Below are 12521 nucleotides of genomic sequence, written 5' to 3' on the forward strand. Positions count from 1 at the left end.
CGGTTTTTTGAGGAAAGTAGAAATGTCGGTGTTGCCCGAACTGGAAGCATTTTTAGAATTGGCTGAATTCAGCCGCATGACCGGCAAGACCCAGCCCATGCATGCGCTGACCCCGGCCCAGGCCCGCAGCGAGTTCGAGCAAAGCGCCAGCGTGTTTGATGTGCCGGTGACGGCAGTGGACAGCTACGACGTGCGGATTCCGGCGCGTGATGGCTTCAGCCTGTCGGCGCGGCTTTATCGTCGGCCTGGCCTTGAGGTCGGGCCGTTGCCGGTGGTGGTTTATTTTCACGGCGGTGGCTATGTCATTGGCAGCCTCGACAGCCATGATTCGCTGTGCCGCCGGTTGGCGGCGGCCGGGGATTTTGCCTTGCTGGCGGTCAATTACCGGCTGGCCCCGGAGTGGGTGTTTCCCACGGCCGTGCATGACGCCTGCGATGCAGTGAACTGGCTGCTGCGTGAGGGCCGTCAACATGGGCTGGACGCCTCGCGGGTGGCCTTTGCCGGAGACAGTGCGGGCGGAACCTTGAGCACGGTGTTATCGATTCTGGCGGTGCAGGAACCGCGAGAAGTCGCCATCGTGCCCCGTGCCCAAGTGCTGCTGTATCCCGTAACCGATGGCAGCTGCAAGCGTGACTCCCATCAGCGTTACGCCGAAGGCTACCTGCTCGAAACCGCGACCATGGACTGGTTTTACGGGCATTACGCCAAGGATGAACAGGTGCTGCAGGACTGGCGGATTTCGCCGTTACTGGCAACGGATGTCACCGGCCTGGCCCCGGCATTGGTGTACCTGGCCGGCTACGACCCGTTGTATGACGAAGGCCTGGCGTACGCCCGCAAGCTTGAACAAGCCGGTAACGATGTGCTGTTGCTGGAAGAACCCGGCATGACCCACGACTTTATGCGCATGAGCGGCTTGCTGGAGCAAGTGCCGGAGATCCATGGGAGGGTGGCGGGTTGGCTGGATAAAATGCTGGCAAATTAACCCGTTGGAGCTGCCGCAGGCTGCGATCTTTTGATTTTAAAGATCAAGAGATCGCAGCCTGCGGCGGCTCCTACACGGTTTAGTCGAATCCAATCTGCGCAATCAACCACATATTCGCCCCGCTGATCACGGCAAACAGGAACCACGCCAGCAGCTTTGTCGGCAGCCGATTTGCGAAAGGCCCCATGAGCGTAGGGTCGCTGGTCATGCGGATCAGCGGGTAGAGCGCAAAGGGCAGTTGCAGGCTCAGCACGACCTGGCTAAGGATCAGCAGTTTGCCCACGGCGTCATCGCCCATCAGCCACACCCCGAGGAACGCCGGGATCAACGCCAGGCCACGGGTAATCAGGCGGCGCTGCCAGCAGGGGATGCGCAGGTTCAAGTAGCCTTCCATGATCACTTGCCCGGCGATGGTGCCGGTGAAGGTCGAGCTTTGCCCCGAGGCCAGTAATGCCACGCCAAACAGCACGCTGGCCATGGCGCCGCCGACCAGCGGGTCGAGCATGCGGTAGGCGTCCTGGATTTCGACGATGTCGGAATGGCCAGTCTGGTGAAAGGCGGCAGCGGCGAGGATCAGGATGGCGGCGTTGACCAGCAGGGCCAGGGTCAACGAACCGATGGTGTCGATGCGCGACAGGCGCACGGCGTCGAGTTTGCTGGCGTAGTCGCGGCCGGTCAGGCGGGTTTGCACGATGGAGGTGTGCAGGTAGAGGTTGTGCGGCATGACCGTGGCGCCAATGATGCCGATGGCGATGTACAACGGCGCGGCGTCGCTGATGGCGGAAAGGGAAGGTTTGAAGCCTTCGAAAACGTCCGGCCAGTAGGGTTTGATCAGCACCAGTTCAACGAAAAAACACGCGGCAATGGTCATCACCAAGGCCAGCATGATGGCTTCGAGGCGGCGGAAGCCTTTGCCTTGCAGCGCCAGAATCAACAGGGTGTCGAAGGTGGTCAGGGCGATGCCGAAGGTCAGCGAGCAGCCTAGTAGCAAGTGGAAGGCCAGCGCGCAGCCGAGTACTTCGGCGAGGTCGGTGGCGATGATCGAGATTTCTGCCAACACCCATTGAAACCGTGCCGAGCGCTGGCTGTAGCGTTCGCGGCAAAGTTGCGCCAGGTCGCGCCCGGTGGCGATGCCCAGGCGTGAGCACAAACACTGCACGGCCATGCCGGCCAGGCTGGCGAGCAATACCACAAACAGCAAGCTGTAGCCGTAGCGCGAACCGGCTTCGATGGCGGTGGCCCAGTTGCCCGGATCCATGTAGCCGATGCTGATCAACAAGCCGGGCCCGGCGAAGCGCAGCGCGCGTTTCCAGAACGGCGCCCTGGCGTCCACGGGGACGCTGCCGCTGACTTCAGGCGGGCAGAAGGGCGCGGTGGCGATTTTTGGCAGGCTGAATTTCAAACGCGGGCTCCGGGACTTTATAAATCAGTGTTAGCGAGGTGCAGGCAGTTGCAGCGGTGTCAGTAACGGCTGGCCACTAAAAAACGCCTGCAGGTTGTCGACCACCAATTGCACGGTGTCTTTGGCCGCTTCGGGCGATTGGCCGGCCACGTGCGGGGTCATGACCACGTTGCTGAGGGTTTTCAGGCCATCGGGGACCAAGGGTTCGCCCTCGAACACATCAAGCCCGGCACCGGCGATGGTGCCTGCGGCCAGGGCGGTGATCAGGGCTTGAGTGTCGACCACGCTGCCCCGGCCAATGTTGATCAGGTAGCCGTCGGGGCCCAGCGCTTGGAGTACGCTGGCGTCGACCAAGTGTCGCGTGCCCGCACCGCCGGGGGGCGCCAGCACCAGAAAGTCCACCGCGCTGGCCAGGTCGTGTACGTTGGCGCGGTAGGTGTACGGGCTGTCCGGGCGGGGTTGGCGGGTGTGGTAGCTGACGCTCATATCAAAACCCAGCGCGGCCCGTTTGGCGATGGCTTGACCCACTGCGCCAAGGCCGACAATGCCCAGGCGTTTTCCGGACAGGCTCGGCTGGCGTACTTTGATCCATTCGTTGCGGCGCACACTGGCGTCCGCCTGGGGTATGCCGCGCACCGTAGACAACAGCAGCGCCAGGGTATGGTCAGCCACGCACGAGGCGTTGGCCCCGGCGCCATTGGTTACTTTGATCCCGCGATTGCTGGCGGCCTGCAAATCGACTTCTTCATAGCCGGCGCCAATCACGCAGATGATGCCGAGCAAGGGCAGGGCGGCCATTTCATCATCGCGCAAACCCAGCGGGCCGCGGGTCAGCACGACGTTGATACGTGCGCCGTGAGTGGCGATGGCCTCGGCGCGGCTGGCGGCGCTGGGCGCAAGAATCAGTTCATAACCCTGGTCTTCCAGCAGATACAGACAGTCGTTAACCGTTTCAACCAGCACCAGCACTACGTGGCCCATGGGGAGACTCCAGACAGGGATGACCGAGAATGAGGCGAGATTAGCACCTCTGTCCCGGGGTTTTCCCTGTATCAACTTGATACAAACGCTCTATTTGGAGGTTTTTTCATCTGCGCGTCGGATGTTAGGCCTTTGCCTGCGTGCTGCGCTGGAGCCGAGCCGGGTCGGCCTGTTAAGATTCGCCCTTTGTTTTATCTTCACTTCGAGATCGCTCATGACCACCGTTCGCACGCGCATCGCGCCATCACCGACTGGCGACCCCCACGTAGGTACCGCTTACATCGCTTTGTTCAACTACTGCTTTGCCAAGCAGCATGGCGGCGAGTTCATCCTGCGCATCGAAGACACTGACCAATTGCGTTCGACCCGCGAGTCGGAACAGCAGATCTTCGACGCCCTGCGCTGGTTGGGGATCACCTGGAGCGAAGGCCCGGACGTAGGCGGGCCGCACGGTCCGTACCGTCAAAGCGAGCGCAGTGACATCTACAAGCAATACACCCAGGAACTGGTCGACAAGGGCTATGCGTTCCCCTGCTTCTGCACCGCAGAAGAGCTGGACCAAATGCGCGCCGAGCAAATGGCCAAGGGCGAAACCCCGCGTTACGACGGCCGTGCCTTGCTGCTGTCGCAAGAAGAAATCGACCGCCGCCTGGCCGCAGGCGAGCCGCACGTGATCCGCATGAAAGTGCCGACCGAAGGCGTGTGCGTGGTGCCGGACATGCTGCGTGGCGACGTCGAGATCCCGTGGGATCGCATGGACATGCAAGTACTGATGAAAGCCGACGGCCTGCCAACGTACTTTTTGGCCAACGTGGTCGATGACCACTTGATGGGCATCACCCACGTGCTGCGTGGCGAAGAATGGCTGCCATCGGCGCCAAAACTGATCCTGCTTTACGAATACTTTGGCTGGGAACAACCGCAGTTGTGCTACATGCCGCTGCTGCGTAACCCGGACAAGAGCAAGCTGTCCAAGCGCAAGAACCCGACGTCGGTGACGTTCTACGAGCGCATGGGCTTTATGCCTGAGGCCATGCTCAACTACCTGGGCCGCATGGGCTGGTCGATGCCGGACGAGCGCGAGAAGTTCTCGCTGCAAGAAATGGTCGATAACTTTGATCTGTCCCGTGTCTCCCTGGGCGGGCCGATTTTCGATATCGAGAAGCTTTCCTGGCTCAATGGCCAATGGCTGCGTGACTTGCCGCTGGAAGAGTTCGCCAGCCGCGTGCAGCACTGGGCGTTGAACCCCGACTACATGATGAAGATCGCGCCGCTGGTGCAGGGCCGGGTTGAAACCTTCAGCCAGATCGCGCCTTTGGCCGGGTTCTTCTTCGCAGGCGGCGTGCAGCCGGATGCCAAGCTGTTTGAGCACAAAAAGCTCTCCGGCGATCAAGTGCGCCAGTTGATGCAGTTGATTCTGTGGAAGCTCGAAAGCCTGCGTCAGTGGGAGAAAGACGCGATCACAGCGTGCATTCAGACAGTGGTGGAAGCCCTTGAACTGAAGCTGCGTGATGCCATGCCGCTGATGTTCGCTTCCATCACTGGCCAAGCCAGCTCGGTGTCGGTACTGGACGCCATGGAGATCCTGGGCCCGGACCTGACGCGCTTCCGTCTGCGTCAGGCGCTGGACCTGCTGGGTGGCGTGTCGAAGAAAGAAAACAAAGAGTGGGAAAAGCTGTTCAGCGCAATCGGCTGATACGTGTTTATTTGTAGTCGCTGCCGAAGGCTGCGAGAGGGGCCTGAGGTGTTTTGGAACAGCAGGGCTGCTATGCAGCCCATCGCAGCCTGCGGCAGCGACTACAAATTTTATCAGCGCGCCCCCCGTGTTTTCGGGGTTTTAAGGGTAAGTGGTTGTTCTCACGGCAAATTTTTTTAGAAATTTTTAAAAATAAGTTTGACAGCCTACCGATCCAGTCTTAATATGCGCCCCGTCCACACAGCAACACGCAACACTGACTGTTTGGGGCTATAGCTCAGCTGGGAGAGCGCTTGCATGGCATGCAAGAGGTCAACGGTTCGATCCCGTTTAGCTCCACCAAATTTTAGGTTCACTGCCTGGCCACACCGGCATTGAATCGATCAGCACTCAGCGCTGATCAAATAGAAGGTTTGTGTCCCCTTCGTCTAGTGGCCTAGGACACCGCCCTTTCACGGCGGTAACAGGGGTTCGAGTCCCCTAGGGGACGCCAGTTTCACAGAAGCAGCATTTCGGTGTTGCTCCGCCGCCAGGCGATAAATCGGGGCTATAGCTCAGCTGGGAGAGCGCTTGCATGGCATGCAAGAGGTCAACGGTTCGATCCCGTTTAGCTCCACCAATTTACAGTTCAATGCCGGGCCACACTGGCATTGAATCGATCAGTACTCAGCACTGATCACTGTTAGAAGGGTTTGTGTCCCCTTCGTCTAGTGGCCTAGGACACCGCCCTTTCACGGCGGTAACAGGGGTTCGAGTCCCCTAGGGGACGCCACGATTACCCGCTCTGCGGGATTTTTAAGGGTCATTCATTAATTGAATGGCCCTTTTGTTTTTCTGGCGTTCGGCCATTTCCATTCCTTTTGCCTTTGCCATCAGTCCGGGCCTGCCTCAGCGCAGACCGGGTGCGTTACACTGCGCGCTTTATTTGTAGGCAGGGAGACTGGCATGAATTGGGATCTGGCGACGCCGTTCATCATTGATCTGCAGGTGCAGAGCGAAGACATCGACGGTTTTGGCCATGCCAATAACGCCGCCTATGTGGTTTGGCTGGAGCGCTGCGCCTGGCGCCACTCCCAGCGCCTTGGGCTGGATTTGACTGAATACCGCAGGCTCGACCGGGCCATGGCGGTGGCGCGCCACGAAATCGATTATCTGGCCAGCGCCTATGAAGGGGATGAGCTGCAGCTCGCGACCTGGATTGTCGATTTTGACAAGCGCCTGCGTCTGACCCGGCACTTTCAATTGATCCGGCCAAGTGATGGCGCGACCTTGCTGCGCGCGCAAACCACGTTTGTCTGCATCGAACTGTCGACGGGCAAGCCCAAGCGCCTGCCGCCGGAGTTTCTGGAAGGCTACGGTTCGGCGGTCGTAGCGCCCTGATCGAGATACCGATTGGTTACATAACCCCGTAAACTGCCGCACGTTTTTTATGAGAGTCACCCATGCAAATTGCTTTGGCGCCGATGGAGGGGTTGGTCGACAACATCCTGCGTGATGTCCTGACCCGCACCGGCGGTATTGATTGGTGTGTGACCGAATTTATTCGGGTCACTGAACGGCTGTTGCCCGAAGCCTATATCCACAAGTTCGCCCCTGAGCTGCAACACGGTGCCAAAACCCGTGCTGGCGTGCCCCTGCGCGTGCAACTGCTGGGTTCTGACCCGGCGTGCCTGGCGGACAACGCGGCGCTGGCCTGCCAATTGGGCAGCGAGGTCATCGACCTCAACTTTGGCTGCCCGGCCAAGACCGTGAACAAGTCCCGTGGCGGTGCGGTGCTGCTCAAAGAGCCTGAGCTGCTGCATGCGATTTTGCTGCAGGTGCGCCGTACGGTGCCTGCGCATATCCCGGTGACGGCCAAAATGCGCCTGGGCTTCGATACGCCCGACAGCGCCAATGAATGCGCGATTGCTCTGGCTGAAGGGGGCGCCAGCCAGATCGTGGTGCATGCGCGGACCAAAATGGACGGCTACAAGCCGCCTGCGCATTGGGAGTACATCGCCCAGGTGCAAGAGGTGGTCAAGGTGCCGGTGTTTGCCAATGGCGATATCTGGTCGGTTGAAGACTGGCGCCGTTGCCGCGAAATAAGCGGGGCTGAAGACATCATGCTCGGTCGCGGTCTGGTGTCGCGCCCGGACCTTGCCCGGCAAATCGCCGCTGCGCGGGCGGGCGAAGAGGTGGTTGAAATGACCTGGGCCGATTTACAACCGATGATCCGCGATTTCTGGGCGCAAGCTGAGGCGCAACTGACGCCGCGTTCGGCGCCGGGGCGGCTCAAGCAGTGGTTGGCCATGTTGACGCGCAACTACCCTGAAGCCGTGGTGCTGTTCAATGCCATGCGCCGCGAAACCGACTGTGAAAAGGTTCGGCATCTGGTCAACAACCCGCCTGTGGAAGGCGCGTAAAAAATTTCAAAAAAGCCTCTTGAAATGATTTTGCTGATCCCTACTTAGGGGTTAAGCGATGCCGAAACCGGGTCGCGAAGACAAAATCTCGCTGAAATCAGGAGGCTAAATTATGAACACCGCATTTTCTCTGGCGCCACTGTTCCGTAATTCTGTCGGTTTTGACCGTTTTAGTGATCTGTTTGAAACCGCGCTGCGCAATGACTCCAGCGCTGGCTATCCACCCTACAACGTCGAGAAGCACGGTGATGACAGCTATCGCATCGTGATCGCGGCGGCAGGGTTCACCCAGAACGATCTGGACCTGCAAGTTGAAAAAGGTGTGTTGAGCGTCAGCGGCAGCAAACGTGAAACCTTCGGTGACAACACCGAAAGCAGCGCTGAAAAACCAGCATCAGGCGTGACCTACTTGCATCAGGGCATCGCGCAACGGGCATTCAAACTGTCCTTCCGTCTCGATGACCACATCGAGATCAAAAACGCGAACTTGAGCAATGGCTTGCTGAGCATCGACCTGCAGCGGGTGGTGCCCGAAGAAGCAAAAGCCAAACGCATCCCGATCAACAGTGGGGATCAACAGCCTGCTCTGCAAAACTGATGTGAGTCTGTGCTGGAACCCCGTCTAATAGGCGGGGTTCTTTTTTGCAGGAGGAGGGGGAGATTGCAACGGATCTGCAAGTGCGTGTTTCTATCGCCCGAAAGGGCCCAAAGCTTCAGCTAGTCTGCCAAGACAGGCCTCAACCTCAGGGCTTTGACTGGAGCTTTAGATGAAAAACAAACGCGCACGTGATTCAGAAACGGGTCTGTTTATTCCGTTGGAGGAGGCCAAGCGCCGCCCGAAAGAAACCACCGTCGAAACCATCAAGAAAACGCCCAAGCCTTCACCCAAGCGTTAACGGGCAACACACAGGCACTTGCTCCGACTCTCTCCCCGGGGCAGGTGCCTGTTTTTTATCGAGTGCCGTGTTACTCGGCGACATGGGCCGTTTTAGGTTGATGCTGTTGCAGGTTTTTGTCGGCTTTATAGCGCAGCGCTACGTCAGGCACGCTGCTGGCTTTGCCGGTTTCAACCCAGTTACGAATACGCCCGGCATCGGCAAAGTGAGTGTATTTACCGAATGCATCCAGAATCACCAATGACACAGGGCGATTGCCCATCTCAGTCACCAGCACCAGGCAGTGGCCTGCCTGATTGGTGAAGCCGGTTTTGGTGATCTTGATGTTCCATTTGTCTTTGTTGATTAAATGGTCGGTGTTGTGAAAGCCCAGGGTGTAGTTGGGTTTACGGAACGTCACCGATTTTTCTTTGGTAGTACTCAGCTGGCTGAGCATCGGGTAGTGGCGCGCGGCGGCGAGCAATTTGCTCAGGTCGCGGGCCGTCGAGACGTTGCGCGGCGACAGGCCGGTAGGCTCAACGTAATGGGTGTGCATCATGCCCAGGCTCTTGGCCTTGGCGTTCATGGCAGCAATGAACTTCACGTAGCCGCCCGGGTAGTGGTGCGCCAGGCTGGCCGCAGCGCGGTTTTCCGAGGACATCAGGGTGATCAGCATCATTTCGTGACGTGACAACTCGCTGCCCAGCTTGACCCGCGAGAACACGCCTTTCATTTCCGGGGTGTCGCTGATGTTGACCGAGATGTACTCGTCCATCGATTGCTTGGCGTCCAGCACTACCATCGCGGTCATCAGTTTGGAAACCGATGCGATGGGCACGACCACGTCCGGGTTGCTGGCGTAAATGACTTTATTGGTTTGCAGGTCGATCAGCAGCGCGCTGCCAGAAGCAATGTGCAGTTTCGACATGTCTCGGGGTGACATGGTGCCTTCCGTCGCTGCGGCGATTGAAGGAGCGGCTGTGCCTGTGAGAACTAAAAATAGGCTCAAAATCGAAAGATGAATTTTCACGCAGATTGACTCAATGATGGTTAGGGAATTCTGAACGGCAACCGTTGGTATACATATAACGTTACATTTTCTGAGTATGGATTAATAACGTTAGAAATGCCTGTATTTGCAGGGGGTTAGCAGAGAAATTTCACGCGGTAGGTGAGCCTGGGTATTGCGCGCCGTGCCGGTGAGGATTTTGCTGCTTCACAAGCCCGTGAAGCGTGCATCGCACGAGCCTAGCAGCGCAATGCTGTTGGCTGGCTGAACAGACGTTGCAGCGGGGAATCAAGGGGCCTTAAAACGCAAAACGCCCATGAGGTGTAGGCTCATGGGCGTTTTGCAGTTTAGGTGCCAGGGAGGGGCGGGTTACGGCTCCGGTTGAAAATGCAGCAAGTCCCCGGGTTGGCAATCCAGAGCGACACAGATGGCTTCGAGGGTGGCCAGCCTTATACCTTTGACTTTTCCTTGTTTGAGTAGTGAAAGGTTCTGCTCGGTTATCCCGATCATTTGCGCGAGGTCTTTGGACTTCATCTTGCGTGTGGCCAGCATGACGTCCAGTTTTATGGCTATCGGCATCGTGCCCTCTTAAACAAACTGCTCATTCTCTCTTGCCAACGAACACGCGTTGGACAAGCTGCGAGCGATGATCATAAGAGAGGCTGAGAGAAATAACGCAACAATATGTGACGGCTCAAAGTTAATACTGAGCAACCGTTCGCCTGCAGGTCGGGTGAAGGTAATCCATACACTCATCACCGGTGTCAGCACCAGGCTGGCCAGTACCCAGAGCAACACGCTCTTGCCCACTTTGCCCAGCAGGTCTGCCGACTCTGACGAAAAGTATTCGCCTTTGCTGTAGGCCAGAAACAGGCTGCGCAGCGCCAGTAAACCTTTTGCCAGTATCAGCAGCGGGATACTGGACAGGACGATCCCGCCAGCCGCTTGCCACCAGGGCATGAGCGAGATGTTGGCGTCCAGTTGGCCGATCATCGCGGTCAAGTTGAACCCGCCCGTGACAGTGTGCAGAGCATCCGGGAAAACCCAGTAAGCGATATTGGCCAGCAGCATGCTGACCACCAGTACCAATGTGGCGGTCGCCAAGATCCGGCTGCGATTGGCCAAGAGATCTGTTGTCATCGAACAATCCTTTTATGCGTAGTCATCGATTTAAGTGTCCGGAGGCTGCGCAGTCCTTCCGGGTAGGCCTGTGCAGTGGCTGTATCGTAATTCGATAATAAATGATTGTAAAACGATAATTTCATGGTGGCAGAATGCAGCTTGAGGTCTACGTGAATCCCGGGCAGGGGCGTGTTGCTTAAGTGCTACTGCGCAATTGTGTAAAATGCCGGCCTTTGAAATTGACCGGCCAGCCTGATGACCCCTGAAGCGTTAACCACCTTGCACCTGCATTTAATGACCACCCTGGAGGCTGCGCCTGCTGAGACACGGCGTATTTTCCATGGGCGCGGCCGCTGCTGGCCGAGCCTGGAGCAGTTGACGGTGGACTGGCTGCAAGGTGTGGTGTTGGTCTCGCTGTTCAAAGAGCCGGAGCCCGCCCAGCTTGAAGCCCTGAGGCAGATGCTGCTGACGATTGTGCAGTCGCCGGTGTGGCAAGCCTGTGGCGCCCACACGCTGGTGATGCAGCATCGCTACACGTTGCAAAGTGATACTGAATGGCTGGCGGGTGAGCCGGTGGACGAGTGGACGCTCACTGAAGGCGGGTTGCGCTATCAGGTGGACCTGGGCCGCAAGCAGAACAATGGGCTGTTTCTGGATATGCGTTATGGCCGTAACTGGGTGCGGGAGAACACTGAGGGTAAGCGGGTGTTGAATCTGTTTGCTTACACCTGCGGGTTTTCTGTCGCGGCCATTGAAGGCGGCGCTGAGCATGTGGTGAACCTCGACATGTCACGTGCGGCCCTGAGCCGTGGCCGGGACAACCACCGGCTAAACGGGCATGACACCGGCAAGGTGAGCTTCCTTGGGCATGAGTTGTTCAAGTCCTGGGGGAAGGTCAAAAGCCTGGGGCCTTACGATGTCGTCATCATCGACCCGCCTTCGTTCCAGAAGGGCAGTTTTTTGCTGACCAAGGATTACCAACGCGTGCTGCGGCGCTTGCCGGAATTGCTCACTGAAAACGGCACGGTACTGGCGTGCATGAACGATCCTTCGCTGGGCTCCGAATTTTTGATCAATGGCGTGACCGCTGAGGCGCCGAGCCTGCGCTTTGAGCAACGGCTGGAAAACCCGCCGGAGTTTCCGGATGCCGATCCTGAGTGCGGGCTGAAAGCGCTGGTGTTCAAGCAGGGCGTGTGACAGGCAAAAAAAAAGCCCGCGGGAGAGTGCGGGCCAAGGTTCATTGAATGAGCGGGGTCACTATACAAGTCGCCTGTTGTGACCACCGTGAAACAAAATTCATGAGCCGGGTGAATCTGCAGGCCCTGTAGGAGCGAACTTGCCTCGCGATCTTTTGATCTGATTTTCCCTCGCCCTAAGGAGAGGGAATATCGGCGAGGACGGTAGCCTCCCGCGGCTCACACGTTAGCGAGTGCGCGACGACTCAAACAGGAACCAGACGCGGCGTTCGGCTTCGTCGATCCAGTTTTCGAGCAGGCTGGTGGTGGCCACGTCACCCGACTCAGAGCACAGCTCGTGGGTGGCGCGCATGTAGGCGGCCAGCTGGATGTTGTCTTCGCGCAGTTCGGCAAGCATGTCTTCCGGGGTCACGAAATCAGCATCGTTGTCCAGCAGGCGCTGGAGCTTTTTGATATGCCCGATCGAGCGGATTGTGGTGCGCCCCAGCTTGCGCACGCGCTCGGCAATGGCATCGGTGGTGGCAAAAATCTGATCAGATTGCTCATCCAGCAGCAGGTGGAAGTCACGGAAGTGCGGGCCGGACATGTGCCAGTGGAAGTTCTTGGTTTTCATGTAAATGGCGAACGTGTCGGCCAGCAATGCATTCACTTCTGCAGCAATGTTGATGCGTGCTTCTTCGCTCAGCGCCGAAGGTGTCCGCAGATCGGCCTTTCTGCTTTCCTTGGCGGATTTCAGGTCTTTCATGGTCGTTCCTCGTGTTGGCTGTGAATAGGCTTAAACGAATGAATAGTGGGGCTGACTAAAGACCACGAACAGTGGTTCGTCAAACCCGCCGGGCGGCTCAATGAGGGT

At 58.2% G+C, this 12521-nt stretch carries 13 protein-coding genes and 4 tRNA genes; 11 read left to right on the forward strand and 6 right to left on the reverse strand.

Going from position 1 to position 12521, the window contains the following annotated elements:
* Window positions 1-22: 22 nt before the first annotated feature.
* Window positions 23-985, forward strand: a complete 963-nt coding sequence (locus ACJJU9_RS08865; protein ID WP_407730497.1) for an alpha/beta hydrolase fold domain-containing protein — start codon at window positions 23-25, stop codon at window positions 983-985.
* 79 nt (window positions 986-1064) lie between these two features.
* On the opposite strand, the gene ACJJU9_RS08870 is transcribed toward ACJJU9_RS08865, so the two are convergent.
* Together ACJJU9_RS08870 and ACJJU9_RS08875 are read right to left on the reverse strand one after the other, a co-directional pair.
* The gene (locus ACJJU9_RS08870) at window positions 1065-2387 is read right to left on the reverse strand and encodes an Nramp family divalent metal transporter (RefSeq protein ID WP_407730498.1); all 1323 of its coding nucleotides are present in this window, start codon (window positions 2385-2387) and stop codon (window positions 1065-1067) included.
* A gap of 30 nt (window positions 2388-2417) precedes the next feature.
* Window positions 2418-3368 carry a 2-hydroxyacid dehydrogenase gene (locus ACJJU9_RS08875; RefSeq protein WP_407730499.1) on the reverse strand — a complete coding sequence of 317 codons (951 nt, stop codon included), beginning with the start codon at window positions 3366-3368 and terminating at the stop codon, window positions 2418-2420.
* A gap of 214 nt (window positions 3369-3582) precedes the next feature.
* Between ACJJU9_RS08875 and gltX the strand changes: the two genes are divergently transcribed.
* From gltX to ACJJU9_RS08920, 9 genes are all read left to right on the forward strand, one after another.
* On the forward strand, window positions 3583-5064 hold the full coding sequence (gene gltX, locus ACJJU9_RS08880) for a glutamate--tRNA ligase (RefSeq protein WP_048388603.1): 1482 nt from the start codon (window positions 3583-3585) through the stop codon (window positions 5062-5064).
* Between the two features lie 266 nt (window positions 5065-5330).
* Window positions 5331-5406 (forward strand) — tRNA-Ala (locus ACJJU9_RS08885).
* A 75-nt stretch (window positions 5407-5481) separates the two neighbouring features.
* Window positions 5482-5557, forward strand: a tRNA-Glu gene (locus tag ACJJU9_RS08890).
* Window positions 5558-5607: 50 nt separating this feature from the next.
* Window positions 5608-5683 (forward strand) — tRNA-Ala (locus ACJJU9_RS08895).
* A 77-nt stretch (window positions 5684-5760) separates the two neighbouring features.
* Window positions 5761-5836 (forward strand) — tRNA-Glu (locus tag ACJJU9_RS08900).
* A 173-nt stretch (window positions 5837-6009) separates the two neighbouring features.
* Window positions 6010-6444 (forward strand): thioesterase family protein, encoded by a 435-nt coding sequence (locus ACJJU9_RS08905; RefSeq protein WP_048388601.1) that lies wholly within the window; start codon window positions 6010-6012, stop codon window positions 6442-6444.
* Window positions 6445-6506: 62 nt separating this feature from the next.
* Window positions 6507-7466, forward strand: a complete 960-nt coding sequence (locus ACJJU9_RS08910; protein ID WP_153336195.1) for a tRNA-dihydrouridine synthase — start codon at window positions 6507-6509, stop codon at window positions 7464-7466.
* 112 nt (window positions 7467-7578) lie between these two features.
* A complete protein-coding gene (locus tag ACJJU9_RS08915; RefSeq protein WP_048368873.1) occupies window positions 7579-8064 on the forward strand; it encodes an Hsp20 family protein in 486 nt (161 codons plus the stop codon).
* A 169-nt stretch (window positions 8065-8233) separates the two neighbouring features.
* Entirely contained in the window at window positions 8234-8362 is a 129-nt protein-coding gene (locus tag ACJJU9_RS08920) for a hypothetical protein (RefSeq protein WP_256665494.1), read from the forward strand.
* 70 nt (window positions 8363-8432) lie between these two features.
* On the opposite strand, the gene pbpG is transcribed toward ACJJU9_RS08920, so the two are convergent.
* From pbpG to ACJJU9_RS08935, 3 genes are all read right to left on the reverse strand, one after another.
* The gene (gene pbpG, locus ACJJU9_RS08925; RefSeq protein ID WP_048368874.1) at window positions 8433-9371 is read right to left on the reverse strand and encodes a D-alanyl-D-alanine endopeptidase; all 939 of its coding nucleotides are present in this window, start codon (window positions 9369-9371) and stop codon (window positions 8433-8435) included.
* Window positions 9372-9719: 348 nt separating this feature from the next.
* Window positions 9720-9929, reverse strand: coding sequence for a helix-turn-helix transcriptional regulator (locus ACJJU9_RS08930; RefSeq protein ID WP_048368875.1), 210 nt, complete (start codon window positions 9927-9929; stop codon window positions 9720-9722).
* A gap of 9 nt (window positions 9930-9938) precedes the next feature.
* Window positions 9939-10490 carry a DUF2975 domain-containing protein gene (locus ACJJU9_RS08935; RefSeq protein WP_153356491.1) on the reverse strand — a complete coding sequence of 184 codons (552 nt, stop codon included), beginning with the start codon at window positions 10488-10490 and terminating at the stop codon, window positions 9939-9941.
* Window positions 10491-10727: 237 nt separating this feature from the next.
* Here ACJJU9_RS08935 and ACJJU9_RS08940 point away from each other — a divergent pair, with 237 nt between their 5' ends.
* Entirely contained in the window at window positions 10728-11669 is a 942-nt protein-coding gene (locus ACJJU9_RS08940; protein WP_407730500.1) for a class I SAM-dependent methyltransferase, read from the forward strand.
* 225 nt (window positions 11670-11894) lie between these two features.
* Here ACJJU9_RS08940 and ACJJU9_RS08945 read toward each other — a convergent pair whose 3' ends face one another.
* A complete protein-coding gene (locus tag ACJJU9_RS08945) occupies window positions 11895-12413 on the reverse strand; it encodes a Dps family protein (RefSeq protein WP_123750503.1) in 519 nt (172 codons plus the stop codon).
* Window positions 12414-12521 lie beyond the last annotated feature (108 nt).

This window comes from Pseudomonas helleri (assembly GCF_045830615.1).
Lineage (GTDB): Bacteria > Pseudomonadota > Gammaproteobacteria > Pseudomonadales > Pseudomonadaceae > Aquipseudomonas > Aquipseudomonas helleri.